Here is a 21,077-nt window from a genome sequence, read left to right on the forward strand (position 1 = left end):
TGTCGGCATGTACATTGTTTAGACTCAACATACAGCAAGCACCAAGGCTTTTCAAATTGTAATATTACCAAAAATGTAAAATATACATGTTAATTGTAAAGGTGTGCATATTCATTGTCAAGGCTTAGTCCACTCGGCTTTTTTAAATATTTTGAATTTGGCATCGCTATAACTTAAAAAAAGTGTACCAATTGAATTATTATTTGTTTAATTACATAAAAATACAAATATTGTCAAAAAAGCAAAACCCAAAGGGGCTTTGCTCTATTAATTATCTAGTAAATTAAATTCCTCTTCTTCTTCTACTTCCGTCACAAACTTTTCTCCATCTAAGCCGAAGTGCTCACGGATTTTTTGTTGAATTTCAAGACGGACTTCTGGGTTTTCTTTTAAGAAAAGCTTAGCATTTTCGCGGCCCTGACCTAGTCTTTCATCATTATAGGAATACCATGAACCGCTCTTCTGAACGATATCTAGTTCGGAGCCTAAATCGATGATTTCGCCTTCTTTAGAAATACCTTCTCCATACATAATGTCTACTTCTGCCGTACGGAAAGGAGGAGCAACTTTATTCTTAACGATCTTTATCTTTGTCTTATTACCAACGATATCATTACCCTGCTTTAACGCCTCTGCACGACGTACTTCGATACGGACAGTGGAATAGAATTTTAATGCGCGCCCACCTGGTGTCGTCTCGGGATTACCAAACATAATTCCAATTTTTTCACGAATTTGGTTGATAAAAATAGCGATTGTCTTTGATTTGTTAATGGAACCAGATAGTTTTCGTAGTGCTTGAGACATCAAACGAGCTTGTAAACCAACGTGAGAATCTCCCATTTCACCTTCAATTTCAGCCTTTGGTACTAATGCGGCTACTGAGTCAACTACAAGAATATCAATTGCACCGCTTCGAACAAGTGCCTCCGCGATTTCAAGTGCTTGTTCACCTGTATCAGGCTGCGATAACAATAACTCATCAATATTAACACCCAATTTTTGTGCATATGCTGGGTCTAAGGCATGCTCAGCGTCAATAAACGCTGCTTGTCCACCTTTTGCTTGTACTTCTGCAATTGCATGCAACGCAACAGTTGTTTTACCTGAACTCTCAGGGCCATATACTTCAATTATACGACCTCTTGGATATCCACCTACTCCAAGTGCTGCATCAAGTGCTAATGACCCACTCGGACTCGTAAGAATCCTTGTATCAGTTTTCTCTCCCATCTTCATGATGGAACCTTTACCAAATTGCTTTTCAATTTGTTTTAACGCCATTTCTAATGCGGCTTTACGATCGCTCACGAATTTTTCCTCCCTTATATATGAACACATGCTTAATCTATCAATTTAAAACCTATAAATAATATACCTTCTTTTTAGTGTTTTGTCGAGTAAAAAGTCGAACATTTATTCGTGCTTTATCCCTGTAGTATTTTAGGAATAAAGGTTGTATCCCCCTGATTTTTGTATAAAATGGTATAAATCTCAGCTATATTATGGAGTTTTGGTTAATTGTCAGAAATTTTTTTTGAGAGTAATTTATTGGTGATTATTCTATATGACGGGTTATTCTATCTTTTTCTCTGCTCGGGTTCATAGACTGGGCCTACGCGACCTTTTCCCCTTTTTTCCCCTCTCCTCGGGCTCGTAGACCACTTCTACGCGACCTTTCCCTCTTTTTTCCGCTCTCCTCGGGCTCGTAGACCACTTCTACGCGACCTTTTCCCCTTTTTCCGCTCTCCTCGGGCTCGTAGACTGCTTCTACGTGCACGCTTCCCCTTTTTTTCCCTCTGCCATATAAACGTAGACTACTTCTACCTAATCAACTCAAACGTCATGCGTTCCTTACAGTCGTATAGACTAGATTAAGCATACTTTAAACAAAAAAGTCACAGAACACTATTTAGTATTCTGTGACTCTTTTAAATTTCTCACTAAAAAATAACTACCGTATTTTACTGCACGATTACGAATGGCTTCTCTTGTTCCGCTCAGCGTCAGCTTTTCTACCATCGTTGGCATTCCCTTCACCGCAATACCTACATAAACGGTACCAACTGGCTTTCCTTCAACCTCATCAGGACCTGCAACACCCGTAAAGCTGATACCAATATCAGTACAAAAAATCCTTGCAACATTTTCAGCCAACTCATACGCGCATTGTTCACTTACAGCACCATGCTTTTCTAGCGTCTCTTGGTTCACTTGCAGAACCTGTTGTTTAACTTCATTAGAATAACAAACAACCCCACCATTAAACACTGAGCTCGCCCCTGAGATTGACGTTAAGCCCTGTTGGAACATACCACCTGTTAAGCTCTCAGCAGCAGTTATAGTCAGTTTCTTATCTTTCAATAGTTTTGTGAGCTCAGCCAATAAAGAAGTTTGATCATATCCATACAGAAACTCACCTACACGTTGAGAAATCTTAGCCTCTACTTCATCAAGGAGAGAAATAGCGATTTCCTCATTCGTATGCTTTGCAGTCAATCGTAATGTAACCTCGCCGTCTCCAGCAAGTGGTGCAATCGTAGGATTACTCTGAGCATCTATTAAATCCATAATTTCTGTTTCCAATGCCGCTTCGCCGATACCGAAAAACCGCAATACTCTTGAAACTATTTTCTCATTTGACTGTGCTTTAGATGAGAGAGCAGAAGCCCCATACTGAAGAAACATCGGCTCCATTTCCTTTGGTGGCCCAGGTAAAAGCATATACGTATGATTTTCACCGCTCACTACCATACCAGGTGCCATTCCATGATTATTCGGAAGAATATGAGATCCTTCTAAGATAAGTGCCTGCTTGCGATTGTTTTCTGTCATCACACGGTTTGCCCGCTTAAAGTAAAGCTCAATAGATTCCAGCGCTGCTTCATCCATAACTAATTTCTTACCCAAGTGACGAGCAATAGTTTCCTTCGTTAAATCATCCTTTGTTGGTCCTAAGCCACCAGTAAAGATGATAATACTAGAACGATTTTCAGCAATTTCAATCGCTGCTTTTAGTCTGTCAGGGTTGTCCCCGACAACTGTATGATAGAAAACATTAATGCCTAGTCCCGCCAACTGCTGCGATAAAAAGCGGGCATTGGTATTTACAATTTGGCCAAGCAACAGCTCGGAACCCACAGCTATAATTTCTGCATTTAACATCCTCTCGCCCTCATTTCTATCAGAATCTTATCTACTTTGAATTCTTTAGGACGTGACTGTTTTTCGCAAAATAATCCCAGCCAGACCAAATGGTAAAAATAAGTGCTACCCATAAAGAGACCACATCAAATCTAAATGAGACCATTGTAAAAATAGTATTATGTAAAAGAATCGTTGAAATGGCGATGATTTGTGCCCATGTTTTAATTTTACCCAGCATATTCGCTGCCACTACTTCACCTTCACCTGCTAATAGTAGACGAAGACCAGTTACTGCAAATTCTCTACTGATAATGATGATAACAATCCAAGAAGGTGCATACACACCATTCAGTTCAACAAGTACAATGAGAGCAGCTGAGACTAGTAATTTATCAGCTAATGGGTCAAGAAATTTCCCCATGTTTGTTACCATGTTATATTTACGGGCATAATAGCCATCCACCCAATCGGTCGTAGAAGCAAGAATGAAGATTAGTGCTCCTACAAAATGTGTTACTGGCATTTCTGCTCCGAATAAACTCATGTGACCCCAGTCAAAAGGCGCAAGCATAATAATCAAGAATAAAGGAATTAATAATATTCTCGATATTGTAATTCTGTTTGGAATGTTCATAATTTTCCTCCGCATAGTTATTGAAAGAGAAAATAGTCATCAATTGATGACTATTCGCTTTTCAGAACATATTGTATCTTGATGTTCTGAACATTTGCTGTCGCTGGAATGGCGTATTCAAGCTTTTGGTCATTCACATAAATCTCCGTATTAGCCGCATTACCAACTCTAATGACCGCCATACTTTCTGCTGATAAATCTACTGTTTGTTCTGAAGAACCATTAGTTGTCGATAGCGTACCCGAGAAAAATGATTTCTGTTTCCCGTTTTTCACACTAACCCAGGCAGCTCCACCTTTAGCAACCAACTTCACGACAAATTTATCCGCATTTTTCAACTCATAAGTTGAATCATGACCAGCACTTTGTAAGACTTTTAATTCTTGGGAAGGTGTTTCTACTTCAGGTGCTTTTTCTTCCTCTTCCTTTTTAGTAGTCGATTCTTCCTGTTTCGCCTTCTCATCTTTCTTCTCGTCTTCTTTTGCTTTTTCGAGATTCTCAGACTTTACGTATTTAATTTGCTCATTATCTCTACTAAGTGATTCATTTGAATCATTTTTAGCATGGTTAGATACCAACACATAAATGAGGCTGGCCAGCCCTATAACAAAAACCCCAATAAGAATTTTAGGAAGCAAATTCAAAATCTTTGAATTTCCATCATTAAGCGTTTTATGGGTCTTTACCCGCGACAATTGTTGAGGTAAATCGTCGTTGTATGAAGCTGGAATTTCATTCTTATATGTCTCAAATATTTCATCAGGATTGAGACCAAGCGCTTCGGAATATTGCTTAATAAATGCACGGACATAAAAATTCCCGGGCATGCTAGCATAATTTCCTTCTTCTATACCAATTAAATAACGCTTTTGAATTTTTGTCATGGATTGTAAATCATCCAAGCTTAATCCTTTGGCTAATCGAGCTTCTTTTAGTCGATTCCCTAGTTCAGTCAACTCATAACACCTTCCAATTTACTAAAAATCAAAATCTCCAAAATCAGATCCGGAGAACATATTGTGTTGGTCAACAACGTCGTATGTAATCTCTTCTTCTGCATCATTTCTAAGTTCGATGATATAATCAAAATCATCAAGCGTATACTCAGAATTCTGGACGAAAATATCCGGATGCTCAATCACTTTTACAGAAGGCAAGCGCATGATTTCACGGACAAGCTGCCAGTGACGTTCATTTGCTCGTCTAGTTGAAACAATTCCATCAAGAATGAATAAATTGTTTTCATTGTATTCATCCTCAATAAGCTGGTTTCGGATCGTTTGTTTTAAAAGAGTAGATGAGACAAATAACCAGCGTTTATTTGCACAAACACTTGCTGCTACAAGTGACTCTGTTTTTCCCACTCGCGGCATACCCCTAATTCCAATCAACTTGTGTCCTTCCTGCTTAAACAATTCTGCCATAAAATCAACTAATAATCCAAGCTCATCTCTTACAAAGCGGAAGGTTTTTTTATCGTCTGCGTCTCTTTGAATATAACGACCATGTCGGACGGCTAATCGGTCTCTAAGTTTTGGTTCTCTTAGTTTTATCACTTTTATTGTGTCCATTGTATGTAAAATTGACTCAAGTCGTTTAATTTGGTCATCATCTTTTGCAAGAATAAGGAGGCCTCGTCTCCCTTCATCCACGCCATTAATAGTTACGATATTAATTGCAAGCATTCCCAGTAAAGATGAGATATCCCCCAAAAGGCCAGGGCGGTTTTTTTGAATCTCATATTCTAAATACCATTCTTTTTTCATAATAAAAAACCCCCTAATAAGAAGTTTCGACATTTTTTTCACAACTAATCATCTACACCTTATAATAAATGATTTTGAGTGAAGATGAAAGAAAAAACAAAGATAATGCCCTTTTTATATGTATTAGTGGAAAAATTTTAATTTCAACAAAAAAAGAGAGGAGTACTCTCCTCTCTTCTAACGGCTACCGTTATTTTGAACAAGCTTTACCATCATATTAGCTATTGCCTGTTGCTCATCTTTGTCAGCAACTGACCATAAGTCAGCAAGCATTTTTTCTTGCTCATTTTTCGGTTCCACTTGCTTTGATAAATAATCACCAATTTGGAACGCTAAATTACTGACTGCTCCTTCACTCATACCTTCATTTTGTGCATGATGAAGACGATCAGCTAAAAAGTCTTCCCACTGTTTCCAGTTATCTAATACTGACATGACATATACCTCCTTATTAATAGTACAAGGTTATTTTGCGAAAAAGAGGTGTGTCCTATACATGAATAACTTGTGAATTTTTATGTGTACCAGCCGCCATTAACAGAAAGTATTTGCCCCGTCATATAGGAGGCATCATTTGACAACAAAAATGAAACTGTCCCTGCTATTTCTTCCGGGAGTCCCAACCTCCCCATGGGGATTTCCTGACATAACTGCATTATTTCTTCCTCATCGAATTCTTCCATCATAGGGGTAGCTACTGCTCCCGGTGCGATAGCGTTCACTCGAATTCCGTTAAGAGCTACCTCTTTACTAAGGGCTTTTACAAAAGCAATTTGCGCACCTTTTGCTGCTGAGTACGCTACCTCACACGAAGCCCCGGTTTGTCCCCAAATAGATGTAATCATAATGATGTTGCCGGATTCTTGTTGAAAAAATTTCGGTAACAGATCCTTAGTTAACATCATCGGATTTAGAACATGTACATTCATTAGTGCTTCTGCCTCTTCTAGTTGCAAATCCATAAGAAGGCCATAATGGCTATTCCCACCACAATGAATCATGGCATCTAAAGTAAAGATTTGCGAGGAGATTGTCTTATAACCAGTTGGTTGTGATAAATCAGCTTGAATAGGAATATATTCACCGCCAAATGGCTCTAGCTTCTTCAATAGCCCTTGTATCGAATCGGCATTTTGATTGTAATGCAAATACAGGTGATAGCCATCTGCTGCTAATTTGCAGGCAACCGCTTGTCCAATTCCTCCGCTTGCTCCCGTTATGAGTGCATATTTTTTCATTTCAAATCACTCTCTCTTTTAGATAAACAATAAACACGGAAAAAGCGCCGGGTAAGCGACGCTCCTTCCTTATTTTTTCTTTGGAATTACTTGGCAAACTGAGAATCTTTCTTCTGAGATGACCTCATTTGCTAATGATTGGACATCCTGCAATGTAATCTTTTCCAGTGTTGGAACAACATCAAATAAATTCATTTCGTTAAATGCATATCTGGTAAATTGGTTGGCAATATACTCTGGTGAATTTACTGCACGCAAGAATGAACCAATTTTTTTCTTCTTTGCTCTTTCTAATTGCTCCTCCGTCAATGTGCTGTTCTGCTTTGCGTCTAGAAGCATTTTTTGAAGCTTTTCAGCCAATTGGTCGGGCTCAGTCGTATCTCCACCCACCATAGCAAAACCAAAACCTTGTTCTTGAGTGTAATCGAAGGAAAAGGTCTCATCAATTAATCCCTCGCTGTATAGCTGATTATAATTCTCTGAGCTTTTTCCAAACAACAAATCCAGCAGTACATTCATCGTCAATTCATTCTTCAGCATTTCCTCTCCCGATTGGTCAACATGGAGTGCCTTAATACCAACTAATGATTTTGACGTTTGAACGTTCATCTCAAGGACTTGTTTCTTTTCAGCGGCTTCTACAGGTTCGTCCTCAAATTTACGTTTTATTTCTGGCTGTTCTTTATAATCTTTTTTCCCTTGGTTTTCCCGTACTTGATTCATAATTTTTTCAGGATCCACCGGTCCAACAATAAACAATAGCATATTACTTGGATGATAAAACGTATTATAACACTCGTATAACCAATCTTTTGTTATATGAGAAATCGATTCGATTGTTCCCGCAATATCAATTTTTACCGGATGATTTTTATAAAGGTTTTGAATTAATCCAAAATATAGCCGCCAATCCGGATTATCATCGTACATCGTAATTTCTTGCCCAATAATTCCTTTTTCTTTTTCAACCGTTTTCTCGGAAAAATATGGTTCCTGCACAAAATCAATCAGTGTCTCTAGATTCTTTTCAACATCCGAAGTACTAGAAAATAAATAAGCAGTTCTAGTAAAAGAAGTAAACGCATTGGCCGAAGCACCTTGACGACTAAATTGCTGAAACACATCTCCATCTTCTTTTTCAAAAAGCTTATGCTCTAAAAAATGCGCGATTCCATCTGGTACTTTTACGTATTCATCTTTTCCTAATGGAATAAAGGTATTATCAACTGAACCATATTTGGTCGTAAAAGTGGCGTACGTTTTATTAAAGCCCTTCTTCGGTAATATATAGACGTTTAAGCCATTAGACATCTTTTCATGGTACAGTTCTTCCTGAAGCTGGTCAAAATTAATCTTCTCCATTATTTGCCCGCCTCCATTCCGGTTAAGAAATAAATGGTATCTAGATCGATTTTTTGGGCAACCGCAATTATTTCTTCTTTTGTTGTTTTTTCCATTGCATTCATCCAGGTATCCAATGGAATTTCAGTATGTGCCACAACGTTATGGTAAAGAATTTCCGTAAGTCCCCTGGATGTATCAATTGTTTCAAGAATCTGATTTTTTATTACTGCTTTTGTTTGTTCTAATTCTTGGTCAGTAAAATCTCCTTTTTTCATTGCTTCCATTTGTTCGTTGATAATTCCTACTGCTTGATCAAAATTTTTCAAATCAATTCCTGACATGACCATCATTAGCCCTTTGTGGCTTTCTAAACGGCTGGCAGCGTAGTAAGCCAGACTTGCCTTTTCACGCACATTAATGAATAGTTTTGAGTGCGAAAATCCCCCGAAAATTCCATTAAACACTTGAAGAGCAAAATAATCAGGATCACCGTATACAATATTTGTGCGATATCCGATATTGAGTTTACCTTGTTTAACATCCTGCTGTTCTTTTACCTCATTGACCTCAGAGCGTTTGTTCACCTTTTGTTGCTCTACTGTTTTGGGTGTACGGCTTTCGAATTGAAGTAAATCAGATGCAAGCTTCTTGACGTCGTCTTCCGTTACGTCACCAATCACGTACAAATCCATTTCATCCTCTAAGAAGGCCCTTTGGAAGTAGTCAAAAAGGTTCTGGGGTGTTATGGCATCAACTTCGGCAGCATCACCATTTACTTCTAAGGCATAGGGCTCATCTTTACACATTTCTTGTAATAGCCGAACATTGGAATAGCGCATTTTATCATCAAATACAGATTGAATTCGCTGCTTGAGGGCTCGCTTTTCCTTTTCTACGGTTTCTTTATCAAAAGCATGTCCAGAAACGTTTGGATTGGTTAAGATTTCTGCTAATAATTCAAAACCTTTCTTTAATAACGGGCTCGAATCACTTAGAAATTTTTCATTCGCAATCTCAAGGGAAAAACTTATGACATGATATTCACCTTTTTTTGATAAATCCACAAATAGAGTAGCTCCATATAGTTCATCTAGGTAAGAACGAAGTGCAGTGGTAGAAGCGTATTTAGCTGAACTACTTTGTAATACTTGTGGAAGAAGTGCTCTTTTCGTTACATCTTCCTTTGTTAATGGTGCTTTCATCTTCCACACAAAGGTATTCGTTTTATATTTTTCAGTCTGAATGACATGAAGTTTATACCCTTGCATTTCTGTAATTTTTTCTGCAGTAGCGTCCATTTTCATCCTCCTTATAGTAAAGGGTCTTCTATAACAATATGTAAACATTTTTCTTTATATCTTTTCCTTTGTAATAAAACCTATACTTATTACTATAATTTGACAAGCTTGTTTTATACAAGTAAATCGGACTATTGCAAGAAAAAAAGAACTCCCAGTTAAACTGAGAGTTCTTTATATGTCTTATTAACGGCTTCCTTTGATGTAGTGTGTACCAACTGCTTTTGGTGCATCGGCACGACCGATGAATCCAGTTAGAGCTAAGATAGTTAATACATATGGTGCAATTAACAGGTAGACGCTTGGAATATCCTTTAAGAATGGTAAGCTTGATCCAATAATACTGATACTTTGAGCAAAACCAAAGAAGATTGCAGCTCCAAGTGCACCTAGTGGATGCCACTTACCAAAGATCATTGCTGCTAACGCCATGAAACCTTGACCACTAATTGTTGAATGGCTGAAGTTGTTGGCGATAGATTGAGCATATACTGCTCCACCAAGTCCACCAAGCGCTCCAGAAATAATAACACCTAAATAACGCATTTTCGTAACATTAATACCCATTGTGTCAGCCGCCATTGGGTGTTCACCAACTGAACGTAAACGAAGACCAAATGGTGTTTTAAATACGATATACCAAACAATGATCGCAACGATAATTGCTAGGAAAGATGTCCAATAGGTGTCCTGGAAAAAGATTTTTCCAATTACAGGAATATCTTTTAATACAGGAATATCTATTTTATGAAAGTTCTTAGTGATAATACCTGTTTCACCTTTATCAAAGATCAATTTTACAAGGAACAGTGTAACTCCCGTTGCTAATAAGTTAATTGCAACACCAGATACTGTATGGTCTGCACGGAAAGTAATAGATGCAACCGCGTGTAATAGTGAGAATACCGCGCCAGCAGCCATAGCCACTAACAAAGCAACCCAAGGTGTAGCATTGCCTAGAGTATCATATACAGATAGGTTGAAGACGATTGATGAAAACGCCCCAATTACCATTAAACCTTCTAGTCCAATATTTACTACCCCGGAACGTTCCGAGAAAATACCGCCTAAAGCAGTGAAGACAAGTGGAGCCGCCCATAATAGCGTGGAAGGAACAACAATCATTAAGATTTCCATTAAACTCAACTTACTTCACCTCCTTCTTACTGATTCTGTCAAGAAATACTCTGATGATATAGCTTGAAGCTACAAAGAATACAATTAAAGCGATAATAATATCAACTAATTCATTTGGAACTCCTGCTTCAAGCGGCATGTTCAATGCTCCTACTTTTAAGGCACCGAATAGAATCGCAGAGAAGAATACCCCTAATGCTGTGTTTCCACCTAATAGAGCTACGGCAATACCGTCAAAACCTACGCCAGAGAATCCACCTTTAACGGCTGCATATTCGAATGTTCCCAGACCTTCCATTGCACCCGCTAAACCTGCAAATGCCCCAGAGATCAACATAGAAAGAATGATATTCTTATTAACGTTCATACCTGCATACTGTGCAGCATGTTGGTTGAAACCTACTGAACGTAATTCGAATCCTCTTGTAGTTCTCTCTAATAAGAACCACATAACAAAGCAAGAAAGAATAGCAAGAATAATACCCCAGTGTAAACGTGAATAATCAGTTATGCTCTCTAACCATTCTGAGCGTAATGAAGCTGATTTATGAATAGGACCTGTGTTATCACCCTTTTGGGAAATTACGTTACGGATGATATAGTTTGATACGTGTAAAGCAATATAGTTCATCATAATGGTGACAATAACTTCGTGTACACGGAAACGTGCTTTTAATAAACCAGGAATAAATGCCCATAGAGCACCAGCTACGATAGCTGCTAAAATAGCTAATGGTAAGTGAATCACTCGTGGAAGGTCAAAAGCTACCCCAACCCAAACGGCCGCTAACCAACCAACTAAAAATTGTCCTTCTACCCCAATATTAAATAATCCAACTCGGAAAGCAAATGCAACAGCTAAACCGGCTAAAATATATGGAGTAAACTGTCTAACGACTTCCCCAAAATAATAAATGTCTCCAAATGCACCATTCCAAAGTGCGATAAACGCTGCAATTGGATCGTATCCACTTGCAATCATGATAATGGTTCCGACAAGGATCCCTAATAAGACAGCAATAACTGGTGTTAAAATACTTTTAAAGCGTTTAGACATTTGTTACTTCACCCGCTTCCTTTCTATTCGATCCAGCCATCAACAATCCAAGCTCTTGTTCATTTGTTTCTTTCGGATTTACGATAGCTACGATTTTCCCCTCGTATATAACGGCAATACGGTCACTAACATTCATAATCTCATCTAATTCAAAGGAAACAAGCAGGACTGCTTTTCCATTATCACGTTGCTCGATTAAGCGTTTATGAATGAATTCAATCGCACCAACGTCCAAACCGCGGGTAGGCTGAGCAGCAATCAGCAAGTCAGGGTTGCGATCTACTTCCCGACCAATAATCGCCTTTTGTTGGTTACCACCGGAAAGCGCCCGAGCTAATGTGTACTCATTTGGTGTGCGAACATCGTATTCACTAATAAGTGTTTTTGCTTTTTTATAAATTTCCTTAAAGTTAAGAATACCGTTTTTGGAGAATGGTTTTTTATTATACGTCTGTAAAACCATATTTTCTCCGATAGGGAAGTTCAAAACTAAACCGTGCTTATGTCGGTCCTGTGGAATATGACCAACACCTGATTCAGTAATGTTCCTTGGCGTTTGGTTGATTAATTCTTTTCCGTTTAATTTCACACTTCCGCTATCAGCCTTACGTAAGCCAGTAATTGCCTCAATAAATTCTGATTGACCGTTTCCGTCAACCCCGGCAATACCCACGATTTCGCCAGCGCGCACAGAGAGATTTAAACCATTTACAACTGTCACACCCCGAGAGTCTTTAACCGTTAAATCACTCACTTCAAGTACATCTTGTTTAGGATTTGCTTCTTTCTTTTCAGTTTTGAAGACAACCTCACGTCCAACCATTAAGCTGGCAAGTTCATCAGGGTTTGTCTCACTAACATTAACAGTCCCAATCCCTTTACCTTTACGAATAACAGTACAACGATCAGAAACTTCCATAATCTCTTTCAATTTATGAGTAATGAGAATAATAGATTTGCCTTCTTTGATAAGCGTTTTCATAATTTGGATTAGTTCTTTGATTTCTTGTGGTGTTAATACAGCTGTCGGTTCATCAAAAATAAGAATTTCTGCACCGCGATAGAGAGTTTTTAAAATTTCTACCCTTTGCTGCATACCTACAGAAATATCAGAAATTTTCGCTTGTGGATCAACGGCTAAACCATAGCGTTCTGAGATCTCACGCACTTGTTGTTCGGCCTTTTTAATATCAATTCGACCACCCGAAGTAATTTCTCTACCTAAAATAATGTTTTCAGTAACAGTAAACGTATCAACCAACATAAAGTGCTGGTGAACCATTCCGATTCCTAAATCATTAGCGATATTTGGGTTAGAAATGTTAACAGGTTGTCCTTTTACACGGATTTCACCTTGTTCTGGTTGATATAAACCGAATAGAACATTCATTAAGGTTGATTTTCCCGCACCATTTTCACCAAGTAATGCGTGAATTTCACCCTGTTTTAATTGAAGAGTTATGTTATCATTCGCAACAAAGCCATTAAACTCTTTACGGATGTTAAGCATTTCAATTACATATTCCATCTCTTCTCACTCCCTGTGACATGATAAAGGAAAAATTGACCAGAAGTAGTAAGAGGTCAGACCTTTCCGAATTTTAAAAAAACAGGGAATTCCTCCCCACTACAAAATCTTAAATGAAAAGTAGAATGTAGCATTCTACACTTCAGTTAAGATTCTTTTCTAAGGTAAAGGGCGGGCTGGGTTTCTCCAACCCGCCTTTTTCCTCACAAAGATTATTTTGCGCTAAAGTTTTTTAATTCATCACGAGTTCCAGGAACTTTTACAGCGCCTGATTTGATCTTTTCGATCCAATCTTTAACAGCTGTTTCAATGGCATCTTTATTAGCTGCTTTGCTGTTGATTGGAGCTAAGCCAACACCATCTTCAGCTAAACCGTAAAGGATTGATTGTCCGCCAGGGAAGTTGCCATCCATAGCTTTTTTAGATAAGTCTTGTACTGCTACGTCAACACGCTTAAGTGCTGATGTAAGAACAACATCTGGACCCATGTCGTTTTGGTCACGGTCTACACCGATTGCCCAAATTTCTTTGCTAGGGTCTTTTGCTTTTCTGTCAGTAGCTTCTTTGAATAGACCGTTACCAGTTCCACCAGCTGCGTGGAAGATTACGTCTGCGCCAGAAGAGTACATTTTAGAAGCGATACTTTGACCAAGTTCAGCTTTGTCAAATGCGCCAGAGTATTGAACATCAACTTTTACTTCTGGTTTTGCAGCCTTAACACCAGCTAAGAAACCAGACTCAAAACGTTCGATAACAGGAATTTCCATACCACCAATGAAACCAATGTGGTTAGACTTTGTTGTTAGAGCGGCAGCAACACCAGCAAGGAATGCAGCTTCTTGCTCTTTGAAAAGTACGCTAGCAACGTTTGGCTGTTTAACTTCAGCATCGATGATTGCAAAGTGAGAATCTTTTTGTTGTTTTGCGATTTCTTCAACTGCAGCTTGCATTAAGAAACCAATTCCGTATACTAAATCGAAATCTTGACGTGCAAGAGTATTTAAGTTTGTAGAGTAGTCTGCATCAGATTTTGATTGAAGGTAATCGAATCCACCCTTACCTTTTTTCATTCCGTTGTCAGCACCAAATTTTTGAAGACCTTCCCAAGCTGATTGGTTGAATGATTTGTCATCTACACCGCCGACGTCAGTAACCATCGCTACAGAGAATGATTTTCCTTTTCCTTCTCCACCCTTAGATGTTTCGTTTTTGCTTGTGTCATCGCTCTTTCCACAAGCTCCTAAAAGTGTTCCAGCAGCAAGAACTAAAGATAGCGCCATTCCAATTTTACGCTTTTGCAAGGTATTGTACCCCCTATGATATGTTTGATATAGTAGAAATTTTCGCAGAACTGATTCCGTTTTCACAAAGCATTAAAAAAATTAAATTCTTTTCCTTAATACATGAAAACTAAACTTGTCTGCTTTAAAATAGTTTACCGAATACAAGACGGGTTCATCCATTTCATCGAAATGCATTTGTTTCAGAACCAACAAAGCAGTTTCAGGATCACATTCTAAAATTGGGGAAATTTTCTCATGATAGCCGATCGGCTCGATTTGAGCGACCGCGTATGTAATTCTTCGATTTGCCTCTTCATCTAAGATGCGGAAGAATCCTTCTTCGTATGAAAAAGTTTTAGGCAAAATCTTTTCGGGAACCTTGTCAATACAGTAGACGACCGGTTCACCATTTGCGGTTCTAACACGCTCCATCACGAAAATCTCCTCACTTGTAGAACATGAGAAACGGCGAATATCCTCTTCGGTAGGCCCCTGTGTTGATGAACTTAAGAAAATAGTTCCTGGTTTCATACCTGCTTGTTTAATCATGTCAGTGACACTATTAAGTTGTTCAATCCCTGAAGTAAACAATGGCTTTGCGTTAACAAAAGTACCAACACCATGGCGCCTAATGATAACGTTTTCTTCTTCAAGAATGCGCAATGCTTCCCGTAGCGTTGCCCTGCTTACACCAAGCTGTTTAGCAAGATCGAATTCGGAAGGTAATTTTTCTTTTTCTTTATAAACTCCATTTTCAATATCCTGCTTTAACCGATCGATTACTTGTAAATATAAATGCCGGTTATCTGACTTAATTGACATGCTGTTTCCTCCAGGCGATTTCCTAAGACATCAGACATCTGATATCATTCCTACTAACCGAGATTATAGTAACATTTTTTTAGTGATAAATAAATAGGTATTCAAAATTTTGTCGAAAAAAGGTGCATTCTTCAAAAATGTCTTAAAGTTGTTGATATTCTTGCAGTGAAATCTGCTATAATATAATCTTTCTATTAAAATTATAGGTATTTCAGGGTAGAAATGTAGGTCTTTTTCATTACCTTTTTTAAGCGCGCACTTAATACTATAGTATGGTGTCTATGTAAATTTAGTATAAAAAAAGAGCCAATGGCTCTTTTTTATTTTTATGAACTTTGTTCTTCTTTAGGCTTTGTCTGTAAGACTGCACGAGGCTTACTTCCTTCGTATGGTCCGACTACTCCGCGTGCTTCCATTTCATCAATAAGGCGTGCCGCTCTAGTATAACCAATTCGGAAACGACGTTGAAGCATGGAAACTGACGCTGTTTGCATTTCAATGATTAATTCCACTGCCTCATCATATAAATCATCCTCGACTGCTCCTGTTACTTCTGGGATATCGTCTGGGATCATTTCTTCTTGATATTGTGCTTTTTGCTGTGAAATAACGAATTCAACTGTATCCTCTACTTCCTGATCTGAAAGGAAAGCGCCTTGTACGCGGACAGGTTTTGACGCTCCAACAGGCAGGAATAACATATCTCCACGTCCGAGAAGTTTTTCCGCTCCCCCCATATCCAAAATCGTTCTTGAATCCGTTGCACTAGAAACAGCGAAGGCAATTCTCGATGGGATATTTGCTTTGATGACCCCAGTAATGACATCAACCGATGGCCTTTGAGTAGCAATAATTAAATGTATCCCTGCAGCACGCGCCATTTGTGCCAATCTTGTAATTGAATCCTCTACATCGGATGAAGCAACCATCATTAAATCAGCTAACTCATCTACAATGACAACAATGTACGGTAATAACGGCTGTTTATCATTTTCTTCCTGATTATGCCGTTTAACATGGTCGTTATACCCCTCTATATTACGTGTTCCTGTGTAGGAAAATAATTCGTAACGTCTTTCCATTTCACTTACTACTTTTTTCAATGCTTGCGATGCTTTTTTGGCATCGGTAACAACTGGAGCAAGTAAATGAGGAATCCCGTTATACACATTTAATTCAACCATTTTGGGATCGATCATCATTAACTTTACCTCATGGGGCTTGGCCCTCATCAGGATACTGGTTATGATGCCGTTAATACAAACACTTTTACCACTGCCAGTAGCACCAGCAACGAGAAGATGGGGCATCTTATTTAATTCTGCGAGCACTGCTTCACCTGTTATATCCCTTCCAAGCCCAATAAGCAGTTTGGCATCTGGCTTGTCATTCTGAGTTGCTTCTAACACTTCTCGAAGTGAAACCATTGCAACCTCTGAATTTGGAACTTCAATACCGATAGCAGATTTACCGGGAATTGGTGCTTCAATCCGAATATCTTTGGCAGCTAGTGCCAATGCCAGGTCATCACTTAAGCTGACAATTTTACTAACTTTTACGCCCACATCCGGATGGACCTCATATTTAGTAACAGCTGGACCTAAGTGAACTTGTGTGACCCTTGCCTTTACCCCAAAGCTTTGAAACGTCCGCTCTAGCTTGGCAGCATTGGCGTGTATGAGTTCATATTCGCCACTTTGGTCTGTTTTCCTTGGAAGCTTTAGCAGTCTAAGAGGAGGTAATTCGTATGCTACATTTTCTACTTCAGTAAATGTGATAGGAGGTGCTTGATCCTCCTCCTCCTCTTCTGAGTGCTCTTTTTTATCCTTAGGTTGTTCTTTTTTAGTTTGATTCTGCGTGTTAAGGGCTTCATCTACATAAGCTCTATCCGCGAAGCTCGATATAATCGGCTCTGGAATAATGTTTTCTTCATGTGCAGACTGTTGTTGAACGTTGATAACAGGTGCGCTTTCCTGTTCCCTATTTTCCTTTTGTTTTGCTTTTTGTTCTTTCTTCTCCGTTTTCCGAACTTCTTGATTTTGCTTCCATTCCGACATATCTGTTTTGAAGGCTTCCCACTGACCTTTAGAGAAGTCGAATAAAGTCAACATAACCTTCCCAATGAAATCGCCAAAAGATTTCCCTGTGAGTAAAATGAAGCCAATGATAATAAAAATAAAGGCAATAATCTTAGTACCTGTTTCTGCGAATAAGTAATGAAATAGTGCAAATAAAATAGCCCCTAGGATTCCACCGCCAAGGTCGGTTGTACTTGTTTCTCCTTGAAGTTCCATCATGAACAATTCCCATGTGTTGCTGATAACACTTGGATCTTTAAACTTTCCATCATTTGTAAGCAAGTGAAACAGTGTAACATGACTTAAGAGCAGAATAGCAGAAACAATAAAATAGCTTCCTACTAATTTAATATGGAAGATAAAAGGGATTTCTCGTTTCCACATTAGATAAATACTCAATACTACTAGAGCAATTAACCCTAGCATATACCATTCACCCATCCAAAATCTAAAGAAGAGGACAGTTGCTCTTCCTACTGCCCCAAGTTTAGCAATGGAGATAATCGCTATGGCTAATATAGCAAGTGCAGTTAATTCATATTGAACTGTTCGTTTTAAGTGGTTGTCTCTCTTTTTTGGTTGTCTTCTCTTTTTTTTGGCCATCTAATCACCTTATACGTTAGTTATGGTATATTATTTCACTATATTACAATAAGCTAATATGTATAACTTAATAAATAGTAGGAAAAAGGAAGAAAGCAGCCGGATTGGCTGCTCTTTTCTTTGTATCCTGATTATACCATAATCTACTACTGTAATGCGGACAATCCTTCCTGGACACTAAAAGAAATTTTAGCTCCAGGACAAACTCGATCATCAAGAAAGTGTTGTGGATCACTACTAAGAATACGAACAACCTGTACGTTATTCGGATCCATTTGTTCTACCAATAGCGGAATGCCCTGATAGGTAATCATTTTTTGTTGTTGATTTGATTCTTGATCAGAAGGGAAAATTAATTCATGAGGCATCATCGTATATAAGATCATTGAATCAACCCCTCATTATTGTCCTTTCTAAGGTCGATCATTTCGTTTAGCTTCTTCATCGCAGGTCCCAATCCACCCACTTCGTCAATTAATCCAGATTTAACAGCATCTGCACCGATTACATTTGTTCCAATATCTCTCGTTAAATTACCTTTAGCAAACATTAAATCTTTAAAGGTATCTTCGGTAATTTTGGAATGCTTCGTAACAAAATTCACTACCCGCTCCTGCATCTTATCTAAGTATTCAAATGTAGCTGGCACCCCAATGACGAGTCCAGTTAAACGAATCGGGTGGATCGTCATCGTAGCCGTTTCTGCAATAAATGAATAATCACATGAAACTGCAATAGGAACACCGATTGAATGACCGCCACCTAATACAATAGAAACAGTCGGTTTCGATATGGAGGCAATCATTTCAGAAATGGCCAGTCCTGCTTCAACATCTCCTCCAACTGTATTTAATATAATGAGGACCCCCTCAATTTTGGGATTTTGCTCAATTGCTACAAGTTGCGGTAATAGATGCTCATATTTCGTTGTTTTATTTTGAGGTGGAAGTGCCATATGGCCCTCAATTTGCCCAATAATGGTTAAACAATGAATTCTTGAATCTGCAGAAAGCTGAGGCACATTCGTTTGCCCCAGTTGTTGAATTTTTTCTATTAATCCTGATGCAGGCTTTTCCTCTTTTTGAGGCTCCCCGCCTTCTTGATTATCAGTATCATTTTTTTGTATGTCGTTATTCATCCTATTACTCCCTTCAAAGCATGATATTTGTTAGTATGAACCTATCATTTATTTTCATTCTACCAACCATAGAAAAAAGGTACTGGAGCAAGTCCAGTACCTTCATAATTTATACTTCCATAATAATCGGAAGAATCATTGGTCTTCTTTTTGTTTTTTCAAATAAATATCGATTTAAGTCATCGCGAATTTCTTGTTTTAAGCTAGACCATTCGAATGTTCCTTTTGCGATATTACGTTCTACAATGTCTCGCACAAGTTTCGTGGAATCATCCATTAATTTTTCAGATTCCCTTACGTAGACAAATCCTCTTGAAATAATTTCAGGACCTGCAGCAATCTTTTTATCTTGTTTCGTTAATGTTACGACAACAATGAGAATTCCATCTTGTGATAGGAGCTTACGATCCCGCAAGACAATATTACCTACATCTCCCACACCAATACCATCAATAAGAACATTCCCCGAAGGAACTTTACCGGCTAATGCGAGTTTACCATCTTTCCATTCCATCACATCTCCACGTTCTGGAATGACAATCTGTTCATCCGTAAGTCCACATTCAAGACCTATCTTGCGATGTGCTTTTAACATCCGATATTCACCATGGACTGGAACGAAGAATTTTGGTTGCATTAAATTAATCATAAATTTTAATTCTTCCTGACTTCCATGACTTGAAACATGGATCGCCCGCTTACCGGAAATGACGTTCGCACCTGCTCTAAATAACATATCCACAGTTTTAAATAGGAAAACTTCGCTGCCTCGTAAAGGCGAAGCGGCAATTAAAACAGTATCCCCTGACTGAATATTCAGTTGTTTGTGTGTTTGCTTTGCCATCTTTTGCAGGGCTTCAATAGGTTCACCTTGACTACCAGTAGCCAGCACAACCACTTCCCGATCCTGATAATTCTTAAGTTCACTAATTGGAATAATTAAGTCTTCATCTACTTCTAAATAACCTAAATCAAGTGCAATATGATATATACGCTCTAAACTTTTTCCTACAACAGCTACCTTACGTCCATGATCCTTCGCCACATCAAAGATATGTTGGATCCGGTTAATATCTGAAGCAAAGCATGCGGCAATGATTCGTCCTTGTGCGTTATAAAAGGCATTCGACAATTCACGTTCTACAATCGCTTCCGAGGTAGTATATCCTGGCTTTTCAGCTTCAGTACTATCAGAAAGTAAACAAAGTACCCCTTGGTCTCCTATTGCTGCCATTTTACCTATTTCGGCTTTATATAGCTTTGTTGCTGCTTGGTCAAATTTAAAGTCACCAGTATAAACAATTATTCCTTCAGAAGTATGTATGCAAACTCCAACTGAATCAGGGATACTATGATTTGTCCTAAAGAAGCTAACATTTACTGTATCAAGTTCAACAACGGTAGTTGAATCTACTTCAATAAAGTTAGCTTTCCCATAAAACTCCTGTTCTTTGAGCTTTGCAGCCGCAAGTGCTAGAGTTAATTTTGTTCCATAAACTGGTACATTTACTTGTCTTAAAACATACGAAAGTGCACCGATATGATCTTCATGTCCATGTGTTAAAAAGATGGCTTTTACACGTTCCTTATTATCTCTTAAATAGGTCATATCAGGGATTACCATATCAATGCCTAACATTTCTTCCTCGGGGAACATTAAGCCGGCATCAACAACGAATATGTCCCCGTCAACCTCAACCAGGTACATATTTTTTCCGATTTCTCCTACGCCACCAAGCGCAATTAACTTAATGGCTTTATTTTTTTTCTTTATCAAGTTTGAATCCTCCTATGCTGAAAAACAATTTAATTTCTAGAACTTTTTTGTACCGTCCGAAATCAGTTAACATTATTATACTTGAAAAAAGAAAATGTTTACAACCTTAAAAAAGCGGTTTCAACGGAAAAGCGCAAGCGTCTTGGTCAGCCCCGACAGGCAAATGTTCTTCGGCAAGAAAAGTCCGCCTTTTGACTTTTCTTGCCGAAGGTTATTTGACCCGAGCT

The 21,077-nt window shown here is 38.4% G+C and carries 18 protein-coding genes; all 18 read right to left on the reverse strand.

Annotated features, from left to right (window positions below):
- Positions 1 to 267 precede the first annotated feature (267 nt).
- Entirely contained in the window at positions 268 to 1,311 is a 1,044-nt protein-coding gene (gene recA, locus QE429_RS17620) for a recombinase RecA (protein WP_307288809.1), read from the reverse strand.
- A 597-nt stretch (positions 1,312 to 1,908) separates the two neighbouring features.
- Entirely contained in the window at positions 1,909 to 3,165 is a 1,257-nt protein-coding gene (locus QE429_RS17625) for a competence/damage-inducible protein A (protein WP_307288811.1), read from the reverse strand.
- Between the two features lie 31 nt (positions 3,166 to 3,196).
- On the reverse strand, positions 3,197 to 3,781 hold the full coding sequence (pgsA, locus tag QE429_RS17630) for a CDP-diacylglycerol--glycerol-3-phosphate 3-phosphatidyltransferase (RefSeq protein ID WP_307288813.1): 585 nt from the start codon (positions 3,779 to 3,781) through the stop codon (positions 3,197 to 3,199).
- Between the two features lie 50 nt (positions 3,782 to 3,831).
- Positions 3,832 to 4,683 carry a helix-turn-helix domain-containing protein gene (locus QE429_RS17635; RefSeq protein ID WP_307288814.1) on the reverse strand — a complete coding sequence of 284 codons (852 nt, stop codon included), beginning with the start codon at positions 4,681 to 4,683 and terminating at the stop codon, positions 3,832 to 3,834.
- A 75-nt stretch (positions 4,684 to 4,758) separates the two neighbouring features.
- The gene (locus QE429_RS17640; protein ID WP_307290875.1) at positions 4,759 to 5,550 is read right to left on the reverse strand and encodes a DUF3388 domain-containing protein; all 792 of its coding nucleotides are present in this window, start codon (positions 5,548 to 5,550) and stop codon (positions 4,759 to 4,761) included.
- Between the two features lie 174 nt (positions 5,551 to 5,724).
- The gene (locus QE429_RS17645) at positions 5,725 to 5,982 is read right to left on the reverse strand and encodes a DUF3243 domain-containing protein (RefSeq protein WP_307288816.1); all 258 of its coding nucleotides are present in this window, start codon (positions 5,980 to 5,982) and stop codon (positions 5,725 to 5,727) included.
- A gap of 80 nt (positions 5,983 to 6,062) precedes the next feature.
- On the reverse strand, positions 6,063 to 6,785 hold the full coding sequence (gene ymfI, locus QE429_RS17650; RefSeq protein WP_307288818.1) for an elongation factor P 5-aminopentanone reductase: 723 nt from the start codon (positions 6,783 to 6,785) through the stop codon (positions 6,063 to 6,065).
- Positions 6,786 to 6,854: 69 nt separating this feature from the next.
- Entirely contained in the window at positions 6,855 to 8,147 is a 1,293-nt protein-coding gene (gene yfmH / locus QE429_RS17655; RefSeq protein WP_307288819.1) for an EF-P 5-aminopentanol modification-associated protein YfmH, read from the reverse strand.
- Positions 8,147 to 9,427 (reverse strand): EF-P 5-aminopentanol modification-associated protein YfmF, encoded by a 1,281-nt coding sequence (gene yfmF, locus QE429_RS17660; RefSeq protein WP_307288821.1) that lies wholly within the window; start codon positions 9,425 to 9,427, stop codon positions 8,147 to 8,149. The genes yfmH and yfmF overlap by 1 nt, the downstream gene beginning before the upstream one ends.
- A gap of 186 nt (positions 9,428 to 9,613) precedes the next feature.
- Positions 9,614 to 10,564, reverse strand: coding sequence for an ABC transporter permease (locus QE429_RS17665; RefSeq protein WP_373463269.1), 951 nt, complete (start codon positions 10,562 to 10,564; stop codon positions 9,614 to 9,616).
- 10 nt (positions 10,565 to 10,574) lie between these two features.
- Positions 10,575 to 11,621: an ABC transporter permease gene (locus QE429_RS17670; RefSeq protein ID WP_307288825.1), complete on the reverse strand. Its 1,047-nt coding sequence runs from the start codon at positions 11,619 to 11,621 to the stop codon at positions 10,575 to 10,577.
- On the reverse strand, positions 11,614 to 13,149 hold the full coding sequence (locus QE429_RS17675; protein ID WP_307288827.1) for an ABC transporter ATP-binding protein: 1,536 nt from the start codon (positions 13,147 to 13,149) through the stop codon (positions 11,614 to 11,616). The genes QE429_RS17670 and QE429_RS17675 overlap by 8 nt, the downstream gene beginning before the upstream one ends.
- 212 nt (positions 13,150 to 13,361) lie before the next feature.
- A complete protein-coding gene (locus QE429_RS17680; RefSeq protein WP_307288829.1) occupies positions 13,362 to 14,450 on the reverse strand; it encodes a BMP family lipoprotein in 1,089 nt (362 codons plus the stop codon).
- An 81-nt stretch (positions 14,451 to 14,531) separates the two neighbouring features.
- Positions 14,532 to 15,254 (reverse strand): GntR family transcriptional regulator, encoded by a 723-nt coding sequence (locus QE429_RS17685; RefSeq protein WP_307288832.1) that lies wholly within the window; start codon positions 15,252 to 15,254, stop codon positions 14,532 to 14,534.
- 326 nt (positions 15,255 to 15,580) lie between these two features.
- Positions 15,581 to 17,935, reverse strand: coding sequence for a DNA translocase FtsK (locus QE429_RS17690; RefSeq protein ID WP_307288834.1), 2,355 nt, complete (start codon positions 17,933 to 17,935; stop codon positions 15,581 to 15,583).
- Between the two features lie 146 nt (positions 17,936 to 18,081).
- Positions 18,082 to 18,321, reverse strand: a complete 240-nt coding sequence (locus tag QE429_RS17695; protein ID WP_307288836.1) for a YlzJ-like family protein — start codon at positions 18,319 to 18,321, stop codon at positions 18,082 to 18,084.
- The gene (locus QE429_RS17700; protein WP_307288838.1) at positions 18,318 to 19,073 is read right to left on the reverse strand and encodes a ClpP family protease; all 756 of its coding nucleotides are present in this window, start codon (positions 19,071 to 19,073) and stop codon (positions 18,318 to 18,320) included. The genes QE429_RS17695 and QE429_RS17700 overlap by 4 nt, the downstream gene beginning before the upstream one ends.
- A gap of 109 nt (positions 19,074 to 19,182) precedes the next feature.
- A complete protein-coding gene (locus tag QE429_RS17705; RefSeq protein WP_307288839.1) occupies positions 19,183 to 20,850 on the reverse strand; it encodes a ribonuclease J in 1,668 nt (555 codons plus the stop codon).
- Positions 20,851 to 21,077: the final 227 nt, after the last annotated feature.

It is taken from the genome of Bacillus sp. SORGH_AS_0510 (assembly GCF_030818775.1).
Taxonomy (GTDB): Bacteria; Bacillota; Bacilli; order Bacillales; family Cytobacillaceae; genus Neobacillus.

Coding starts and splice junctions, on each gene's coding strand:
- QE429_RS17625 (WP_307288811.1), bottom strand. CDS start 3,165: ATGTTAAATGCAGAAATTATAGCTGTGGGTTCCGAGCTGTTGCTTGGC.
- pgsA (WP_307288813.1), bottom strand. CDS start 3,781: ATGAACATTCCAAACAGAATTACAATATCGAGAATATTATTAATTCCT.
- QE429_RS17645 (WP_307288816.1), bottom strand. CDS start 5,982: ATGTCAGTATTAGATAACTGGAAACAGTGGGAAGACTTTTTAGCTGAT.
- ymfI (WP_307288818.1), bottom strand. CDS start 6,785: ATGAAAAAATATGCACTCATAACGGGAGCAAGCGGAGGAATTGGACAA.
- yfmH (WP_307288819.1), bottom strand. CDS start 8,147: ATGGAGAAGATTAATTTTGACCAGCTTCAGGAAGAACTGTACCATGAA.
- yfmF (WP_307288821.1), bottom strand. CDS start 9,427: ATGGACGCTACTGCAGAAAAAATTACAGAAATGCAAGGGTATAAACTT.
- QE429_RS17665 (WP_373463269.1), bottom strand. CDS start 10,564: ATGGAAATCTTAATGATTGTTGTTCCTTCCACGCTATTATGGGCGGCT.
- QE429_RS17670 (WP_307288825.1), bottom strand. CDS start 11,621: ATGTCTAAACGCTTTAAAAGTATTTTAACACCAGTTATTGCTGTCTTA.
- QE429_RS17675 (WP_307288827.1), bottom strand. CDS start 13,149: ATGGAATATGTAATTGAAATGCTTAACATCCGTAAAGAGTTTAATGGC.
- QE429_RS17685 (WP_307288832.1), bottom strand. CDS start 15,254: ATGTCAATTAAGTCAGATAACCGGCATTTATATTTACAAGTAATCGAT.
- QE429_RS17690 (WP_307288834.1), bottom strand. CDS start 17,935: ATGGCCAAAAAAAAGAGAAGACAACCAAAAAAGAGAGACAACCACTTA.
- QE429_RS17695 (WP_307288836.1), bottom strand. CDS start 18,321: ATGATCTTATATACGATGATGCCTCATGAATTAATTTTCCCTTCTGAT.
- QE429_RS17700 (WP_307288838.1), bottom strand. CDS start 19,073: ATGAATAACGACATACAAAAAAATGATACTGATAATCAAGAAGGCGGG.